The organism is Nesiotobacter zosterae, from assembly GCF_033843645.1.
In the GTDB taxonomy this organism is placed as follows: domain Bacteria; phylum Pseudomonadota; class Alphaproteobacteria; order Rhizobiales; family Stappiaceae; genus Pseudovibrio; species Pseudovibrio zosterae.
The window spans coordinates 567,094-584,969 of sequence record NZ_JAWXVZ010000001.1 but is presented as its reverse complement, the minus strand read 5'-3'; the positions used below and the strand labels follow the sequence as shown (position 1 = coordinate 584,969).

Below are 17,876 nucleotides of genomic sequence, written 5' to 3'. Positions count from 1 at the left end.
GCATGTGTTAGGCCTGCCGCCAGCGTTCGTTCTGAGCCAGGATCAAACTCTCAGGTTAAACAAAAAGTTCAATCCAGACATAAATCAACGCAATCTCAAAATCTCAAATCAAACAAGCACCAATAGGCACCTGCCGACGAGAAACACAAACTAAAAGGTACTAAAAGCACCTCTAGGTGTAACTTTAAGAGAAAACGCCTGTCTGGCTAAGCTCTTGCTTAAATGCTCAGCATCGCTGCCGAGCCGCTTCAAACAAAAACCGCCGCCTGCGTTTCTCTTCCTTCACAATATATAATTGTCAATGAACTGAAGACTTCCATCTTCCGGGAAACTCAAGGCTAACCGACTCAAATCTCTGATCTTTTTGCCGCTCCGTCCGAGGCGCTCAAGCGCTCCGTCCCGGCGGCGTGGAGCGGGTTATAGGCCCAGCCACCGATCCCGTCAACAGCCGTTTTGAAAAAAAGTCATCACAGCCGGGAAAAACCTCAAGTCCCCACAGCACCTCAGCAAATCACCCAGCCGGCAAACCACCGCACCAAACCCCACAAACCGCAGAAATCCGTCCCTTTTCCAGCCAAATTAACAAAGCCCTAATTTCAACAGCGCACGGGATAAACACCCAAGCCCACAAGGCCAACACTCAAATCGCCGTCCCCCCCCTGTCATGCCGGAGAAGGCGAGCAAAGCGAGGCGCCGATCCGGTATCCAACGCAAAAACAAAAAGCAACCGAAGCATGGGTAAGGCGAGACCACACGCGACAGCAACGCGACCCAAACGGTATTGCTGCCCATTCGGTTCGCGACTAGCGGACACGCGGCACGCCCCCCGTCTGCGTGGGTCACCAAAGTTGTGCGGTGAGGAGGTGGTCAGGCTAACAGCAACCACCGCCCTTTCCCCCCGAACCACCCATCTGGATCCCGGGTCAAGCCCGGGATGACAACCGAGGGCTGAAGCAAAGGTGGGAGCAGAGGTCAGGGTGATCGCCGAAAGATGGCGCGGTAGCAGGAGGACCAACGGGAGAGTGAGGCGGAGCACCCCACAACCGTCATGCCGGACAAGGTGAGTACAGCGAGGTGCCGATCCGGTATCCAGCGCGAAAAACAAAAACCACCCTCTCCTGCCGATCAGCACATCTGGATCCCGGGTCAAGCCCGGGATGACAGCACCAAGATGGGGCAGTGAGAGCAGAGGTTGGGATGACCGCTGTAAGGGTGAGGCGAAGGTTGTGAGGATGCGGCACGAGTAAAGGCGGGGCTGAAAGTCCTGAGGGAGAAAGTGCTGAGTCTGGGACAACGCCGAGAAAGGCGAAGCGGGGACAGATGGGAGAGTGAGGTGGCGGCGGCGTCAGAGGTGTAAGGACCAACGGGAGAGTGAGGCGGCGGCGGAGATGGGATGTCCTGCGTTGGAGAGGAGGTGAAGTGGTCGGGCGAACTGGGGTCGAACTGGGGGTCGGATTGGGCGGCGAGGCAAACAGGCGACGGAGGTGTCCTTTTGCCTGTAGCTTCAACGCACCTTAGCAAGCACCATGGGCCCTCGCCTGAACGGCGAGGGGTGATGTCGTTGCGGCTGCGTTAAGCAGCCTTATGTTGGCAAGCATCTTGGCTAATGTCTTTACAAGTGGATCTGTCAGAGATGAGTTGCCTGCAGGCTTAGCCCTTCAGCACCATGCCATGTCATGTCATGTCATTCAGCTGTAGCCACCTCATCAAGAGTGATGCGACCTGCGCCGCCAGGGCCGAAGTAATCCGCCAGATGGTCGATGAGGGCACGAACACGCGCGGTCAGATGTCGGTTGGCCGGGTACAGCGCCATGACACCATATTCTTTGGCCTCATAGTCTGGAAGAAGATGAACGAGGCGACCGTCTTTCAGGTAGGGCTGGACCACATAAAGCGGCAGCCGGGCAATGCCGATGCCTTGCGCAGCAAGAGCAGCGCCAGCGGAGGGAGAGTTTGACATGAGCCTGCCGCTGACGCGCACGCTCTGCACTTTATCCGATTTCTGGTAGGTCCAATCGGACAGAACATTGAAATACTTTCCAAGAAGACAACTGTGGGCAGCGAGGTCCGCCGGTTCTGCGGGCACCCCAGAACGGGCGAGATACTCTGGAGCAGCACAAGTGATGAGGGGCATTGGGCAGAGCCGCTTCATCATCAAGGTTGAATCTGTCGGGGTGCCGATCCGCACCGCAAGATCATACCCCTCTTCAACAAGCGCCACGTGGCTGTCATTCAGAATAAGCTCAACCTCAACGCTGCTGTGCAGATGCATGAAAGCTGCAAGTGCGGCTGGCAGGCGTTGACTGCCGAAGGAGGTGGGCGCTGTCATGCGGATGGGGCCGCGCAACTCCCGCCGTTTTTTTTGCGCAAGGTCGGAAAGTTCGTCCACCTGATCCAGAATTGGCTCACAGCGCAGCAAGTAGTCTCGCCCTGCATCCGTCAGCATGACTGAGCGCGTGGTGCGGTTGAACAACTGCACGTCATGCTGCCCTTCGAGCCAGGCCACGTGGTTGCTGATGAGCTTGGTTGATTTGCCGAGGCGACGCGCTGCGGCTGTGAATGACCCCTCCTTGGCAACCGCAACGAAGGCCCGCATTGCATCAATGGTATCCATGGTGCCTCGCGATTATTCCCAATTTCTACATAGTGATTGAATAACACGATGGATTATCCTTAGCCATAACTTAGTCCATCTTTGAAACCAGCGGCGGCATCCTTGCCAAGACCGCCAAAGATGGAGCAAATCATGTCGCACAAAATCCGAGTTTACCGCCACGCCCTTTCCGGGCACTGCCACCGGGTAGAGCTGTTTCTGGCGTTGAACAACATTCCCCATGAACTTGTGGATGTTGACCTTGTAAATGGCGAACACAAAAAAGAGCCCTTCCTGACCTTGAACCCCCATGGCCGCGTGCCGGTGATCGTGGATGGCGATGCGGTGATTTCCGACAGCAACGCCATCCTCGTCTACCTGGCGCGCAAATATGCCCCGCACTGGCTGGCAACGGATCTTATTGAAGAAGCGGAAGTGAACAAATATCTGACGCTGGCTGCGAGCGAGATCAACCACGGCCCGGCGGCGGCGCGGCTACGCCTTGTGTTTGGCGCTGACTTGCAAGAGGCACGCACACTGCAGCTGGCAACCTGGGCGTTTGAACAGCTGGACAAACACCTTGCTGAAAACACCTGGGTGGCTGCCAACAAGCCAACAGTGGCGGATGTGGCGCTTTATACCTACAGCGCCCATGCGCCTGAGGGCAACATTTCGCTGGAACCCTACGCCAACCTGCGTGCCTACCTGAAACGGATTGAGGCCTTGCCGGGCTTTGTGCCAATGCAGGCTACCAAGGTTGGCCTTGCGGCTTGATATGCCCCTGCCCGGATCGGGTCGGCACGCCGACCCGACAACCTTTTTTTCAAAAAAGAGAAGTCCCATGTTGAAGAGACTCAAAAGGCTTGAAGATTCACCCTTCCATGAGGGCGAGATTGCCGTGCAGGAAAAGTTGGGGGTTCGGCGCGTTGAAGACATGGCGCGAAAGTTCGTGCGCCCGTTCATGCCAGACCAGCACAGGTTGTTTTTTGAAAACCAACCCTTTGTTGTGATGGCGGCCCGCGATGAGACCGGACGGCCATGGGTGAGCCTCTTGAGCGGCAACGGGCGCTTTGCTTCTTCCGCCAGCTCCACTCGGCTCATCCTGAAGGGCGCATTGCCCCGTGACGATGCCTTGGCCAAGGCCGCCTTTGAAAACACTGATGTGGGACTTCTTGGCATTGAACTGGCTACGCGCAGACGAAACCGGGTGAACGGCAAACTGACGCAAACCGAGAACGGCACCCTGCAGTTTGACGTGCGCCAGAGTTTTGGCAACTGCCCGCAATTCATCACAGAACGAACCTTGTTCCATGCGCCGGAAAGCAGGCCGGGAAAGGTGCGACGCAGCCGGAACCTTTCAGAGCGTCAGCAAGCGTGGATCGCTGGGACCGACACTTTCTTTATAGGCAGTGGCCATGTCGGGGAGGAAACTCACCCCAGCGCAGGCCTTGACGCGTCTCATCGCGGAGGTGCCCCGGGTTTTGTTGAAGTCCTGAACCACCGACAGTTTCGGTTCCCCGACTATGCAGGCAACAATCACTTCAACACCATTGGCAACCTTGTTCTGGACCCACGGGCGGGCGTTACGCTGGTGGACTTTGCAACGGGCAGCTTGTTGCAGCTGACCGGCACCATTGAAATTGACTGGACCCCGAACGCGAAACAACAACAGGCCGGGGCGCGGCGCATGCTGGTGTTTACAGTGGATGAGGCAGTTGAGCTGCCGCAGGCGTTGCCGCTGCGCTGGCGTGTTGCGCAAGAAAACCGGCTGGATTTGACGGTGACAAAGAAGGAGATGGAAACCGCGAGCATCCTGTCGCTTTATTTGAAAGCTGCGGATGGTGCCGCACTACCGGCGTTCAAGGCGGGACAGTACTTGCCGCTCTCACTGGAGGTGCCGGGCCACACACAGCTGGTGACCCGAACTTATTCGCTTTCCGGTGACCCTTGGGAAGAAGGCTATCGCATCAGCGTGAAAAGGGCACCCGGTGGTATTGCCTCCACATTCCTGCATGAGGGACTGGACGTAGGCAGCCTTGTTTCTGCCAAAGCACCGATGGGCGACTTTGTGCTGGAGAATGCGGTGGGGCCTATTGTGCTGATCAGCGCGGGCGTTGGCGTTACGCCGCAGTTGAGCATGTTGCATGAAGCGGCCCGAGACCGAAAACAGCAAAAGCTGTGGTTCTTTCACAGCACGCAGAACGGCAGCACCCACGCCTTGAAACAGGAGGCGCGCTCGGCAGCGGCGCGTCACGGGAACGCAAGCGTTCATGTGCGCTACAGCCAGCCGCTTGAACGAGATCGGCGTGGCGTGGACTATGATGCGGTTGGCCGGTTGGATGGCACCGAGATTGCCACCACCCTATCCGATCCGGAGGCGCATTATTATCTCTGTGGCCCGGCCGGCTTCATGAGCAGCGTGATTGATGGGCTGGTCGCAGCAGGCGTTCCAAGCGCGCACATTCATAAAGAGAGTTTTGGGCCAAGCAGCTAAGTCTGCTCCTTGTCTTTGAGCCACTGACGGATGATCTGCCGGTGGCGCTCGCCGCTGTAGCTTGGAAAATGTCCAGCATGAACGCAGCGCACTGGCAGCTCCAAAAGGCGCTTCATGGACTGGGCATAGTCCTGCGCGTTGCTGTGATAAAGATCTTCCACCAACGGCCCATCATAGACAATATCGCCCGCGAAAAGGGTTTGGGTGGCCGCTTCCCATAAAGCGATGCCGCCCGGACTGTGGCCTGGTGTGTGAATGACCTCCAGACGACGATCTCCCAAATCGATGATGTCGTGGTCATTGAGAATCTGCGTGGGTGCCGCAGGCCTCACAGCATAGGCGTTGGAGGCAAAGGGCTCAGGCGGAAGCGCCTCAAAAATCTCAAGGGAAACATAAGGATCGGCCAGCGTGTTGGCCCGTGTTGGCGCGCTTAGAAGCTGCACTTCAGCTTGATGCACTGCGCGCTCGGCAAACTCGTGGTGGCAGCCGATGTGGTCGAAGTGGGTGTGGCTGGCAACGGCGAGCAAATTCTTTTCCGTGACCAACGGCACCCACTGGCGCAAGGACACGACCCCCATGCCGCTGTCGACCAACACATCACGATCGCGGCCCCGAATGTGCCATATGTTGCAGCGGTAAAACGCTTTGATGAAGGGCTCAAAGATGAGCGTGACACCATCTGCCAGGCGTTTTGTGCGGTACCAATCCTGCGCGGCAATGCGTTTCATCAGCGCCTCCCAAAGCAAAACTTCGGCTTGAGAGTAAGCGCAGACATGCCGCGCGGCAAAGCGAAAGACGCAAGCGGCCTGAAGGGCTTAATGCATTCTATTTGATTTGGGGGAGATTACTTGCCAAGCGGAAGAATGGTACAGACGAGTGGATTCGAACCACCGACCTTCGGAGCCACAATCCGACGCTCTAACCAACTGAGCTACGTCTGCTTGGCAAGTGGGGCGGAACATAGGCGCAGATTTTTGGCTTGGCAAGAGGGGCAGAAATTAAATTTTCAGAAAGTCCACAGAACGCCGCTTTTTTTAAGAAACACACGTACTAACAACGAGTCTCAACGGCGACGTTCTGTGGATTTCAACCAAGCATCAGTTCACAAGGGGAAGCCTAGACGGCTTAGAGAACCTTGCTTTCCTTCATTGCTTTTTCGAAAGCAGTCTTTGCAGGCTCGCTGACGGAGTTCGCAAGCTTGGCAGCAGATTCCTGCATGTCCTTCGCCTGATTGGTCAGCGCGTCATACTGCTTGCGCATGAATGTGGACTGCAGCTCAATTGCTTCAGACACTGTCTTTGCGCCGAACATGTCCTTCATGTGAGAGAACATGGCGTTGGCGTTTTCCTGAGCAGCGTCGACTGCCTTGATGTTCATGTCGTAAAGACCTTCACGGGTGACCTCGATGGTCTCTTCCATGCGGCCTGTTGCCTCTTCAGAAGCGGTCTTCATCTTGGCATAGGCTTCGCGAGCGGAATCAACGCCCTTCTCGGTCATTTCGCGGAATACTGCTGGCATTTCTACTGTAGGCATGGAGAAAACCTCTTTCTCAGCGGTTTTGGAGGTAGACGCTTTCGCGGTCCGAGCTTTTGCAGCGGGCTTTGACGTTGCAGTTGCAGTTTCGGACATCTTCAACTCCTAGACTTCATTTGATTTCGATAAATTCTGAGTGACGCGTGCAAATGGACTCATGTTCCTGTAACGTCACTTTCGAGTAACTTACTCAAAAAAATTGTGCGGCGCAACATATTTTTGCACCGCACAACAAACCAGATCCAATACAACGCCCGCGAGGCCGCATTGTCGATTATTTTTCAGTGAATTTCTTTGCTGTTTCACTGGCTGCATGAGCTGTCTTGTCGCTCATGACTCGGGCCTGCTCACCTGCAATCTGCATCTGCTTTTCCATGAAAGCTTTGTTCAGCTCCATGAGTTCATTGTAGGATGTTGCAGCGCACAGCTTTTGCGCGTAGTCGAATGCCGAAGAAATGTTTTCTTCCGCGAACGCAACGGCCTGCTTGTTCAGCTCCGCGCCTTCTGACTGTGCGGTAGTCGCCGCCGCTTCAATGTTGCCCAACGTTCCATGGGTCATTGAGACGTAATCCTCGAAGGCTTTCTTTGCCTGCTCGAGACTTTTGTCGGCCATGTCACGCATCTGCTCTGGAATTTCAAAGGACATCTTATCCTGAGACATGCTCTCCCTCCTCCACTTTTACAACCCTGAGTACTTTGCCAGTGAAATATGGCTCAGTTATTACACCTTACTCTAGATCACCTGGGAAACAATAAGACCAAGGGGGACACCGGGGCAAGCATGACGCCATTTGAAAAAACGCTGGAAAACCGCTTGTTTGCACCCCATTCATCAATTTCTATAGGTGTTCATTAAACAGAGCATGGAATGGTCGAATTCTTCGCTTATCGAGTTGCCCGAAACTCAGTAGTATGTTGTGACGCTCCCCGCTGACACGGGACTAAATTTACGGTAGATCATTATAAACAATGGGTATTCCGGATCACTGCCAGACAAGGGGAAGTAAAAGTGGCTGACTTTGTATTCAAACGCCGTCAGCGGCCTGTACATTTCGCCTGGCAAATGGATGGAGAACTTCAATTCAAGGAGTTTTCTGCACCTTTCATGGACAATGTTGGACCGCAGGACGCAGTTCTTGTGGGACGCAAGTTCCCTGAGGTTGCGGAGGCCCTGAATGTCGACTTGCCTCATGACCTGTACAAGGCTCTGAACAAGCAGCGTGCCTTCAGCGGGAAAACTGTTCTTTGGCCGGTGTGCAACTCCACCCTGTGTGTTCCGATTGATCTGGCAGCGCAGCCCGTGTTTGACGAGGATGGCAAGCTGACGGGCTACAACGGCTTTGGCATGATCCGAAGCGTGCAGGCCCGCGAGAGCGCGCGCTATGTTGATCCGCTGACCGCATTGGCGGCTTCACCCGTTGCAGCGCCCGTTGCAGCTGAAGCACCCGTTGAGGAAGCGCCCGAAGTTGAGGCGGTCGCGGAGAAAGCAACACCGACTGAAGCCCTGCCCCCGCAAACTGAGCAGGTTTCTCCGGCTGAACCCCCGGTGAGCGAACAAGCACCTGCTGCCGAGCACGAGCTGGAAGACGCCAAGCTGAGCGAGCTGGCCGATGTGATCGGCGATGACGGCTTTGAGCCTGACGCCTTCACGATTGCGGATAGCGCTCCGGAAGCTGACATTGCGGAACCTGAAGCGGACACCGAAGTCTGCGCAGAGGCGACACCAGAGGCAACCGAAGCACACGAGCAAGCCTCGACAGACCATGCACCTCACGAGGAAGACCCGCAAATTCATGAGGCTTTGGAACGGGCGGCGGAAGACGAGATTGTGCCGTTCAAGCGTGATGATGACGACCAGCCCTCACCTGATGCAGGGATGGACGCTTTTGCCAAAGCGATAGCCGACCTGCCTGACGCGCCAAAGAAGTACCAGGGCAGAGGCCCCAAGAGCCTGTTCGATCTGACGAGCAACATCGTCAAGTTTGTAGAGCGCACCAACAGCAGCATTGAAAGCAATGCAATGGCTGGGCTTTCCAAACCTGAGCAAGACGCTTTCAATAAAATTGCCGATGCTTTGGGTGCAACAACAGGTGCCCCTAAGCCAAGTGAGGTGAACAAGCGCCCCGCGCCGCAGGACAACAAACGACCTGCTGCCGAAGCGCCTGCGCCTGCCGCCGCCCCACAGACACAGCCGGAGGTGAAGCGCCCTGTTACGGAGTCTTCTGCCCCTGCTCCGGCAGATAATGTGACACGCGTTGTTACGCAGCGGCCACGCCATGAGCTGGAAGGCGAAGCGGCAGCGCGGCAGCAGGCACCGGGGCGGATTCCGGACAAACCGCAGGCAAGTCCGATCGATCCGCGGCTTCTGGACCGGTTGCCTATTGGCGTTGCCATTGTGCGCGACCGCGATGTGGTCTACGCAAACGACACACTGCTGGAGCTGCTGGGCTACGACCGGTTTGAAGCCCTGCAAAAAGCGGGTGGACTGGAAGCGATTTTTGCCGAACCAGAGGAGTGCCCTGCCCCGCCAGCGGAAACGCTGGACCGGATCATGCATGTTCGCCTTGGAACAGGCGGCGTTCGTCCGGTTGACGCCCGTATGCATTCGGTGCCGTGGAACGGGGGCCAAGCCCTCATGATTTCTCTGAGCTTGAAGCCGGAAGTCGCAAGCCCCGCCGCACCAGCCCCCGGAGTGGTTGAAACTGCCGCACCGAGCGCGGAAGCTGCCGACCTCAAGAACCGTGTGATGGAGCTGGAGTCCGTACTGGAGACAGCGACCGATGGCGTGCTGGTCCTTTCCCGCGACGGGCGCATCTTGACGGCGAACTACTCAGCGCAGGCGCTGTTTTCCGCCGAGCCCGATGAAATTATCGGCGCGCCACTGACGGACTATCTGGCTCCTGAAAGCCACCGGGATGCCCTTGATTATCTTGAAGGCCTCGCCTCCAACGGTGTTGCAAGCCTTTTGAACGATGGCCGGGAAGTGATCGGCAAGGCCAGCAATGGCGGCCTCATTCCGTTGTTCATGACAATGGGTCATGTGAGCACCGATGAAAGCTCCAAATATTGCGCCGTGATCCGCGACATCACACAGTGGAAGACTGCGGAAGAAGAACTGATTTCGGCGCGCAAGGAAGCGGAAAGCTCCAATGCGCAGAAGTCGGACTTCCTTGCCAAGATCAGCCATGAGATCCGGACACCGCTGAATGCCATCATCGGCTTTGCCGAGGTGATGCAGGAAGAACGGTTTGGCGAGCTGGGCAGCGACCGCTACAAGGAATACCTCGCCGACATTCACCGGTCCGGCACTCACATCATGAGTCTGCTCAACGACCTTCTCGATCTTGCCAAGATTGAAGCGGGCCATATGGAGCTGTCCTTTGAGGCCGTGTCTGCCGCCGAAACCATTCGCGAATGCGTGGCACTGTTGCAGCCACAGGCAAACCGGGAAAAAGTGATCATTCGCGCCAGCCTGCCAAGTTCTGTACCGCGGATCGTGGCGGACCCGCGCGCGCTGAGGCAAATCACGCTGAACCTGCTTTCCAATGCCATCAAGTTCAACAAGGCGGGTGGGCAAGTGATTGTCTCGCTTGCTCTGGAGCCGACTGGTGAAGTGATGCTGCGTGTGCGAGACACTGGCCGAGGCATGAGCCCGTCGGACCTTGATGCCGCCATGCAGCCGTTCCGCCAGATCAACCCGTCGCCGGAAGTGCGCGGCAGCGGGCTGGGACTGCCGCTGACAAAGGCCCTTGCCGAAGCAAATAGAGCAATGTTTGCAATAGAATCTGAAGAAGGCGTGGGTACACTTGCCGAGATCACATTCCCGCCGCAACGGGTACTAACCGAATAAGACAAACACCGGAGCGGCGCGGTCTCCTTTACCCATAACCGGGGATGAAAGACCATGCTGACACTCGCCGCTCTGGAAGAGGCTGCCACGACCGTTTATCGGCACATGGCCCCTACGCCCCTTTATGGCTGGCCACTTCTGGATCAGCATGCAGGATGCCAGGTGCTGGTAAAGCATGAGAACCACGCTCCGACAGGTTCTTTCAAGGCCAGAGGCAGTCTGGTTTACATGGAAGCAATGGCGCGGCAACACCCCTCCGGCACAAGCTTCATCACCGCAACGCGAGGCAACCATGGCCTGAGCATGGCATGGGCCGCCAAGATCTACGGCTTCCACGTCGCTTCCGTTGTGCCACAAGGAAACTCCCCAGAGCAGAACGCGGCGGTTCAAGCCATGGGGGCGTTTCTCATTGAACATGGCTCATCCTTTGAAGAAGCGCAGGAGCGCGCATTCACGATTTCCGAGGAAGCACGCTACAACTCCATCCCCTCATTTCACATGGACCTTGTGAAAGGCAGCGCGACTTACGCCATGGAGCTGTTTCGCAAAGCGCCGCGCCTGGATGCGGTCTTTGTACCCATGGGCCTTGGAAACGGCATTTGCGGTGTGCTGGCAGCCAAAGCCATATTCCGCGCAGAGACCCGTGTGATTGGCGTCGTTTCCGAGAATGCACCTGCGTATGTGAGGGCTGTCGAGAGCGGCGATATGCAGGGCGCGCCTAGCAAGCCCACTTTTGCAGACGGCCTTGCCGTCGCTGATCCCGACCCGGAAGCGGCTGCCATCATACGCGCAGGGGTGGACCATATGGTGCAGGTGAGTGACGACGAAATTGCCGAGGCCATTCGCATTCTCTACCGCGCAACGCACAACCTTTCTGAAGGCGCAGGTGCCGCGTCGCTGGCTGGCCTGATGCAGGAAAGGGCTAAATGGGCAGGCAAACGGGTTGCGATTATTCTGTGTGGGCAGAACATCGACCGCCATTGGATGCACGACATCCTTGCCGGGCGAACACCAAGCGCCTGACCACGTGGCCGCCCTCTCCAAACTCACTAGTAGAATCAACTGATAACCCACCTCTCGGCGCTGGCTGACTTTTTCCAATTCCAACCTGTTAGTATTCTTAGAAAAATTCAGGTGCGGCGGCTTGTCGCGCAAATGAAAATCATTCGCAAATGCAGCTAGATAGCCAAAATCCAGCGTCACAGACAGTTTAGAAAGGTTCTAACCTATTGTTTTTGCTTGCGATAATAGTTGACAATTAAAGTCCACTTTTTGATATTGCCGCCGACTTACGAGTTTAAACCTAGAGAAAAGCTCTTAAACGAAAGGCAAAGGGTTCTATGGTATTTACCAAGCGTTCGGTAAAAATGAGTGCAGCAGCGGTCACCCTGTCCGTTGCAGGCGTTGTCGGCTTTTCACCAGCTGTCAGCGCTGCTGACGAAGTAAACATCTACTCCTATCGCCAGCCAGAACTCATCAAGCCACTTCTGGATGCATTCACCAACGAAACCGGCATCAAGACCAACGTTGTGTTCGCTTCCAAGGGTTTGGCTGAACGTATGCAGGCTGAGGGCGAGAACTCCCCTGCGGACGTACTGATGACCGTGGACATTGGCCGCCTTCAGGGCGCAAAGGATCTGGGTGTGACCCAGCCTGTTTCCAATGAAATCATCAATGCCAACATTCCTGAAAACCTGCGCGACCCGGAAGGCCACTGGTTTGGTCTGACCACCCGTGCCCGCATCATCTACGCTTCCAAAGACCGTGTAGAAGATGAGAACATCACCTATGAAGATCTGGCTGATGAGAAGTGGAAGGGCCGCATCTGCACCCGTTCCGGTCAGCACGTTTACTCCATCGGTCTGTTCGCTTCCATGGTTGCACACCACGGCGCTGAAGAAACCGAAAAGTGGCTGGAAGCCGTGCGCGACAACCTTGCACGCAAGCCAACCGGCAACGACCGCGCACAGGTAAAGTCCATCTATGCTGGTGAGTGTGACATCGCTCTTGGCAACACCTACTACATGGGCAAGATGGAAACCAACGAGAAGGACCCAGAGCAGAAGGAATGGGCAAAGTCTGTCCGCATTCTGTTCCCGAACACTGAAGAGCGCGGCACCCACGTGAACATCTCCGGTGTGGTGATGGCCAAGCACGCACCAAATGCCGAAAACGCTCTGAAGCTGATGGAGTTCCTTTCCTCCGCTGAAGCACAGCAGATCTACGCTGCAGAGAACTTCGAGTACCCGGTTATTGAAGGCGCAGAGGCTTCTGACCGCGTGAAGGCCTGGGGTGACTTCAAGGCTGACCCGATTTCTCTCGATGTTATTGCCAAGAACCGCAAGACTGCCAGTGAGCTGGTTGACCGCGTCGGCTTTGACGAAGGACCTGCCAGCTGAGGCCTGAATGACGGTACACGCTGAAACAACACAACATAAACAGCATGTGTTCGCGGCGCCCGCCCCCCTTTCGCGAGGGGAGCGGGTTCTCGCGTTTGGAACCATCGCCCTCACTGTGCTGTCAGTTCTTCCTGTTCTGACTGTGCTTTACCTTGCGCTGGGATCCGCCGGAGACAACTGGCAACACTTGATTGAAACGGTCCTGCCCGGTGCTGTGTGGACCACCATCCTCCTGCTTGTGGGCGTAGGGGCGCTGACCCTCGTGGTGGGTGTTGGGACAGCGTGGCTGGTGACCATGTGCCGGTTTCCGGGGCGGCGCTTCTTTGATCTGGCGCTGCTCTTGCCGTTGGCTGTGCCGACTTACATCATTGCCTTTTCATACGTTGAAATCCTCGATTACACGGGCGTTGTTCAATCCACCCTCCGGTCGCTCTTTGGCTTCCAGACCTCACGGGACTACTGGTTCCCAGAGGTACGCTCTCTGGGTGGTGCCATCTTCGTGATGGGCTTCGTGCTCTACCCTTATGTATACCTCACTTCACGCGCGAGCTTTCTGATCCAGTCTGCTGGCACACTCGACGTCTCCCGGACACTTGGCGCTGGTCCGCTGCGCCTTTTCCTGAAAGTCGCCCTGCCGCTTGCGCGCCCGGCCATCGCCGTGGGGGTGACGCTGGCGCTGATGGAGTGCCTGAATGACATCGGCACGGTGACGTTCTTTGGCGTGAAGACCCTCACCTTCTCGGTTTATGAGACCTGGCTGAACCGGTCCAGCCTGACCGGCGCAGCTCAGCTGGCGAGCGTGATGCTGCTGATTGTCTTCGGCCTGATCTGGCTGGAACACTATGCGCGCCGCCGACAGCGGTTTTTCCAATCTAACGGAAGCGAAACACGAGCCCTGCCGAGCTATGCCTTGAAAGGCCTTCGCGGCTGGATGGCGGTGCTGGCCTGCGCGCTACCGATCCTGTTTGGCTTTGTTTTCCCTGCCCTGCTGCTGCTCAGCAAAGCGCTGCGCCGGCGTGAAGAGTTCTTCAACCCGGACCTTTGGCAGGCGGCAAACAATACACTCTGGCTTTCGGCCATTGCGGCTGTGGTCTCCATTGCCGTGAGCCTTGCTCTGGCCTACACACGCCGTCTGAACCCATCGCCCTTGACAACCAACATGGGACGCTTGGCCTCCATCGGCTATGCCGTTCCAGGCACCATTCTGGCCGTGGGCATTCTGTTTCCGGTGGCCGCGCTCGACAACGCTGTGGCAAACAGCCTGCGTGATCTGTTTGGCATTTCCACCGGCCTGATCCTGCTTGGGTCCGGCACTGCGTTGATCTACGCTTATGTGGTGCGGTTTCTTGCGGTGTCTTATGGCCAGATCGACAGCGGTTTCGGCAAGATCTCCCCGCATCTGGATATGGCCTCGCGCACGTTGGGGCAGAGCGCTCTCGGGACACTGGCCAAAGTGCATATGCCCCTGATGAAGCCGGTTCTGTCCTCCGCCATGCTGCTGGCCTTTGTGGAATGCATGAAGGAGTTGCCCGCGACCTTATTGCTGCGGCCCTTCAACTTCGACACGTTGGCCACAACCGTGTTTACCGCCGCTTCCCGCGAAGCGTTCGAGGATGCTGCCTTGCCTGCCCTCCTCATCGTTCTGGTGGGTGTGGTGCCAGTTGTGCTGCTTGCCCGCACCACGGTGAAGACCTTCCGCCAGAAACAAAACACGCGTTCCGCGGCGTTGGCACCAGCGGTTGCTGCACCAGAAAGCGCCTGATCATAAGGCGCTTTCTCCCAGCCGATGGGCTGGCTGGTTCACTGGCAAGGCCTTCCACCCGTCAGATGGTCAGCGCCAGTGCCGTGCCATTGCAGGACGCACTGGTCCACGCCGCGCGGAACGCTGATGATTGCCTTCGCGCCTAACGGGTGGTTGTGGCGAGCTTCAGCGCAAGGCCGACAAACACGGTGCCTGCAATCTTGTTCATGATGGACTGAGCACTTGCGGATTTGCCCAGCTTCTCACCAATCGTCCCCGCCAGCACGGCAATGCCGCCGAACACCAGAATGGTGCAGAGGATGAACACGAAACCCAGTTGAATGAACTGCGGAAACAGCGGGCCCGCTTGCGGGTTCACGAACTGGGGCAGGAACGACAGAAAGAATATTGAGACCTTGGGATTCGTGATGTTCATGATCACGCCGCGGCGGTAAAGCGCCCAGTAGCTGAGCTTTGGCCCGCCGCCTACGCCAATGGGCGCAGCCTTGGCGCGAAATGCGCCCCATGCGAGATAAAGCAGGTAGGCGGCCCCAGCGTATTTCAGCAAGGAGAACGCCAGAGCTGACGTCTGGAAGATGGCCGCGACACCAAGCGCCACAGCGATGGTGTGAAAGATGACGCCAGTGCTCAAGCCGAAGGTAACGGCAATGCCCGACAGACGGCCGGAAACGGCGGACTGGGTGAGGACGAAGAGATTGTCCGGCCCCGGTGTCAACGCGAGCACTATAACAACAGCCACAAAGGCCGAGAGAGTTTCAATCGGGATCACAGGCCGCTCCGGTTTTCTTGGTTGGCTGATCTTGGTTTATGACTTGGACAGAAACAAGAGCGCGTCCGTTTTTGTTTTCACGTCGCCAGAATTGCTTCCATCTCAATCTTCAGGTCCGGATGTACCAAGCCTTTGACCTCCACCAGCGAGCTTGCGGGCAAGTGACACCCATAGGCCTGTGACAAGAGCTGTCGCAGGTTGCCAAGCGTGGACATGTCGGTGACGAAAATGGTGACCTTGATCAGGTTTCGAAGGTCCGTACCCTCTGCCACAGCGATTGACGCGATCTGATGAAGGATTTCCTCTGCCTGCTCCTGAGTGGTGCCTGATTGCGCCTTTGTCCCATAGGCCGTAAGACCGGAGAGATACAGCGCTGTGCCATGCTTGACGGCATGGGCGTAGGGGCCCACCGCATCGGGCAGAAATGGATAGGTCTTTCGTTGTAGCGTCATGGCGAGAGCCCCCCAGCTCGTCGGAATCACATGAAAAGTCCGGCAGTTAGGCCGCGAATCCAGCTTACTTCACGACCTGCCTGTGACGCAATGCGAGAAGCACCTACGGGTGCCGGGTGGGAGCTCGACTGGGAGGTTTGAGTGGGAGGTTTGAGCGGCACGCGCTGACGCGCGACCATTTTATGCTGGATCCCGGATCTGCGCTGCGCTGGTCCGGGATGACGGGGTAGAGTTGGGTGGGTCGGGAGGCCTCACTAGCGTTGGCGACCTCAAGCCGGCTTACGCTACAGAGCACAAACCGCCGCCAACTTTCGTTGTTGCAGCGCGGCTCCTCACCTGCCTGTGCAACTCAGCGGAGGATAAAGTGCCAATTGGAGCCTCCGCTCTGAGCGTCATCCCAGCCCCCGAGCCGGGATCCCGTGAGAACACGCCCCTCTTCAGCACTGGTCATGTAAATGAAGCCTTCGTCGGAAACTGCAATGTCGCTGAACGCGAAATGGCAATTCTATAGCTGTTCGCGATAGCTCAGCTACCGTGGTGCTGGATCCCGGATCTGCGTTTCGCTTGCCGCTCAACTTGTCCGGGATGACGCGGGGAGAGTTAGGTGGGTCGGGAGGCCTCACTAGCGTTGGCGACCTCAAGCCGGCTTGCGGTACCGGCCACAAACCGCCACCAACTTTCATTGTTACAGCGCGGCTCCTGACCTGCCTGTGCAACTCAGCGGAGGATGAAGTTCCAATTGGAGCCTCCGCTCTGAGCGTCATCCCGGCCCCCGAGCCGGGATCCAGTAAGGACACGTCCCCTCTTAAGCACTGGTCATGTAAATGAAGCCTTCGCAGGGAACCGCAATGTCGCTGAACGCAGAATGGCAATTCTATAGCTGTTCGCGATAGCTCAGCTACCGTGGTGCTGGATCCCGGATCTGCGCTGCGCTGGTCCGGGATGACGGGGGAGAGGTGGGTGAGTCTGGAGGTCTCACTAGCGTTGGCGACCCCAAGCCGGATTGCGCTACTGGGTACAATCCGCAACCAACTTTCGTTGTTGCAGCGCGGCTCCTGACCTGCCTGTGCAACTCAGCGGAGGATGAAGTTCCAATTGGAGTCTCCGCTCTGAGCGTCATCCCGGCCCCCGAGCCGGGATCCAGTAAGGACACTGCCCATCTTCAGCACTGGTCATGTAAATGAAGCCTTCACTGGAAACTGCAATGTCGCTGAACACGGAACGGCAATTCTATAGCTGTTCGCGATAACTCAGCTGCCGTGGTGGTGGATCCCGGATCTGCGCTGCGCTGGTCGGGGATGACGTGGGAGAGTTAGGTGGGTCTGGGTTTTAGCTGTCGCTTTTGAAGAAGGCGGCACAGGTGCCGCCCTCCATTCATTTCAGGTGCGATCAATCGACCAAAGTGGCCTCGGTTTGCGCCTTGATGTCATCCAAGGTTACATCTGGCGCCATTTCAACCACCTTGAGGCCGCCCTCAACCACGTCAAAAACACCAAGGTTTGTGATGATGCGGTCAACGCATTTCACGCCGGTAAGCGGCAGTGTGCAGGCTTTAAGCAGCTTTGGATCACCCTTCTTGCTGGCATGGTCCATTATGACCACAACCCGCTTGACGCCTGCCACAAGATCCATGGCTCCGCCCATGCCCTTGACGAGTTTGCCGGGGATCATCCAGTTGGCAAGATCGCCGTTTTCGGAAACTTCCATCGCACCGAGGATGGATAGATCGATGTGCCCCCCACGGATCATGGCGAAGCTGTCTGCCGAAGAGAAGTAGCTGGTGCGGTCAAGCTCGGTAATGGTCTGCTTGCCAGCGTTGATCAGATCGGCGTCGATCTCATCCTCAGTTGGAAACGGGCCCATGCCGAGCATGCCGTTTTCAGACTGAAGAGCCACATCAATTCCCTCTGGAATGTAGTTGGAAACCAGAGTTGGGATGCCGATGCCGAGGTTGACGTAGAAGCCGTCTTCCAGCTCTTTTGCCGCGCGGGCGGCCATTTCATCACGTGTCCAAGCCATGTGCG

13 protein-coding genes and 1 tRNA gene are annotated in these 17,876 nt (G+C 56.9%); 6 read left to right on the top strand and 8 right to left on the bottom strand.

Translation table 11 applies throughout. The features are described 5' to 3' along the window. Positions 1-1,684 precede the first annotated feature (1,684 nt). Positions 1,685-2,614, bottom strand: a complete 930-nt coding sequence (locus Q3Y58_RS02790; protein WP_319620909.1) for a LysR family transcriptional regulator — start codon at positions 2,612-2,614, stop codon at positions 1,685-1,687. 132 nt (positions 2,615-2,746) lie between these two features. Between Q3Y58_RS02790 and Q3Y58_RS02785 the strand changes: the two genes are divergently transcribed. Both Q3Y58_RS02785 and Q3Y58_RS02780 read left to right on the top strand, forming a co-directional pair. Then, complete coding sequence (locus tag Q3Y58_RS02785; protein WP_319620908.1) at positions 2,747-3,367, top strand: glutathione S-transferase family protein; 621 nt, start codon at positions 2,747-2,749, stop codon at positions 3,365-3,367. Positions 3,368-3,434: 67 nt separating this feature from the next. Then, entirely contained in the window at positions 3,435-5,087 is a 1,653-nt protein-coding gene (locus Q3Y58_RS02780; protein ID WP_319620907.1) for an FAD-binding oxidoreductase, read from the top strand. On the opposite strand, the gene Q3Y58_RS02775 is transcribed toward Q3Y58_RS02780, so the two are convergent. The 4 genes from Q3Y58_RS02775 to Q3Y58_RS02760 all read right to left on the bottom strand — a co-directional run bounded on the left by Q3Y58_RS02775 (position 5,084) and on the right by Q3Y58_RS02760 (position 7,281). Then, positions 5,084-5,815 carry an MBL fold metallo-hydrolase gene (locus Q3Y58_RS02775; protein WP_319620906.1) on the bottom strand — a complete coding sequence of 244 codons (732 nt, stop codon included), beginning with the start codon at positions 5,813-5,815 and terminating at the stop codon, positions 5,084-5,086. The two genes, Q3Y58_RS02780 and Q3Y58_RS02775, sit on opposite strands and share 4 nt — an antisense overlap. Positions 5,816-5,951: 136 nt before the next feature. Next, positions 5,952-6,028 (bottom strand) — tRNA-His (locus Q3Y58_RS02770). Positions 6,029-6,212: 184 nt separating this feature from the next. Beyond that, positions 6,213-6,716, bottom strand: coding sequence for a phasin (locus tag Q3Y58_RS02765; RefSeq protein WP_274220283.1), 504 nt, complete (start codon positions 6,714-6,716; stop codon positions 6,213-6,215). A 178-nt stretch (positions 6,717-6,894) separates the two neighbouring features. Beyond that, entirely contained in the window at positions 6,895-7,281 is a 387-nt protein-coding gene (locus tag Q3Y58_RS02760) for a phasin family protein (RefSeq protein ID WP_274220282.1), read from the bottom strand. Positions 7,282-7,629: 348 nt separating this feature from the next. Here Q3Y58_RS02760 and Q3Y58_RS02755 point away from each other — a divergent pair, with 348 nt between their 5' ends. The 4 genes from Q3Y58_RS02755 to Q3Y58_RS02740 all read left to right on the top strand — a co-directional run bounded on the left by Q3Y58_RS02755 (position 7,630) and on the right by Q3Y58_RS02740 (position 14,631). Then, on the top strand, positions 7,630-10,470 hold the full coding sequence (locus tag Q3Y58_RS02755) for a histidine kinase dimerization/phospho-acceptor domain-containing protein (RefSeq protein WP_319620905.1): 2,841 nt from the start codon (positions 7,630-7,632) through the stop codon (positions 10,468-10,470). A gap of 54 nt (positions 10,471-10,524) precedes the next feature. Continuing rightward, a complete protein-coding gene (locus Q3Y58_RS02750; protein ID WP_319620904.1) occupies positions 10,525-11,493 on the top strand; it encodes a threonine dehydratase in 969 nt (322 codons plus the stop codon). A gap of 344 nt (positions 11,494-11,837) precedes the next feature. After that, a complete protein-coding gene (locus Q3Y58_RS02745; protein ID WP_319620903.1) occupies positions 11,838-12,869 on the top strand; it encodes a Fe(3+) ABC transporter substrate-binding protein in 1,032 nt (343 codons plus the stop codon). A 7-nt stretch (positions 12,870-12,876) separates the two neighbouring features. Then, complete coding sequence (locus Q3Y58_RS02740; RefSeq protein WP_319620902.1) at positions 12,877-14,631, top strand: ABC transporter permease; 1,755 nt, start codon at positions 12,877-12,879, stop codon at positions 14,629-14,631. 142 nt (positions 14,632-14,773) lie between these two features. Here Q3Y58_RS02740 and Q3Y58_RS02735 read toward each other — a convergent pair whose 3' ends face one another. From Q3Y58_RS02735 to Q3Y58_RS02725, 3 genes are all read right to left on the bottom strand, one after another. Next, the gene (locus Q3Y58_RS02735) at positions 14,774-15,400 is read right to left on the bottom strand and encodes a LysE family translocator (RefSeq protein ID WP_274220277.1); all 627 of its coding nucleotides are present in this window, start codon (positions 15,398-15,400) and stop codon (positions 14,774-14,776) included. A 77-nt stretch (positions 15,401-15,477) separates the two neighbouring features. Beyond that, the gene (locus tag Q3Y58_RS02730) at positions 15,478-15,852 is read right to left on the bottom strand and encodes a RidA family protein (RefSeq protein WP_274220276.1); all 375 of its coding nucleotides are present in this window, start codon (positions 15,850-15,852) and stop codon (positions 15,478-15,480) included. 1,389 nt (positions 15,853-17,241) lie between these two features. Then, the gene (locus Q3Y58_RS02725; protein ID WP_319620901.1) at positions 17,242-17,871 is read right to left on the bottom strand and encodes a CoA transferase subunit B; all 630 of its coding nucleotides are present in this window, start codon (positions 17,869-17,871) and stop codon (positions 17,242-17,244) included. Positions 17,872-17,876: the final 5 nt, after the last annotated feature.

What these genes read in the sequence shown, in the direction of transcription:
- Q3Y58_RS02790 (WP_319620909.1), bottom strand. Translation starts at nt 2,614, where the DNA reads ATGGATACCATTGATGCAATGCGGGCCTTCGTTGCGGTTGCCAAGGAG.
- Q3Y58_RS02785 (WP_319620908.1), top strand. Translation starts at nt 2,747, where the DNA reads ATGTCGCACAAAATCCGAGTTTACCGCCACGCCCTTTCCGGGCACTGC.
- Q3Y58_RS02780 (WP_319620907.1), top strand. Translation starts at nt 3,435, where the DNA reads ATGTTGAAGAGACTCAAAAGGCTTGAAGATTCACCCTTCCATGAGGGC.
- Q3Y58_RS02775 (WP_319620906.1), bottom strand. Translation starts at nt 5,815, where the DNA reads ATGAAACGCATTGCCGCGCAGGATTGGTACCGCACAAAACGCCTGGCA.
- Q3Y58_RS02765 (WP_274220283.1), bottom strand. Translation starts at nt 6,716, where the DNA reads ATGTCCGAAACTGCAACTGCAACGTCAAAGCCCGCTGCAAAAGCTCGG.
- Q3Y58_RS02760 (WP_274220282.1), bottom strand. Translation starts at nt 7,281, where the DNA reads ATGTCTCAGGATAAGATGTCCTTTGAAATTCCAGAGCAGATGCGTGAC.
- Q3Y58_RS02750 (WP_319620904.1), top strand. Translation starts at nt 10,525, where the DNA reads ATGCTGACACTCGCCGCTCTGGAAGAGGCTGCCACGACCGTTTATCGG.
- Q3Y58_RS02745 (WP_319620903.1), top strand. Translation starts at nt 11,838, where the DNA reads ATGAGTGCAGCAGCGGTCACCCTGTCCGTTGCAGGCGTTGTCGGCTTT.
- Q3Y58_RS02740 (WP_319620902.1), top strand. Translation starts at nt 12,877, where the DNA reads ATGACGGTACACGCTGAAACAACACAACATAAACAGCATGTGTTCGCG.
- Q3Y58_RS02730 (WP_274220276.1), bottom strand. Translation starts at nt 15,852, where the DNA reads ATGACGCTACAACGAAAGACCTATCCATTTCTGCCCGATGCGGTGGGC.
- Q3Y58_RS02725 (WP_319620901.1), bottom strand. Translation starts at nt 17,871, where the DNA reads ATGGCTTGGACACGTGATGAAATGGCCGCCCGCGCGGCAAAAGAGCTG.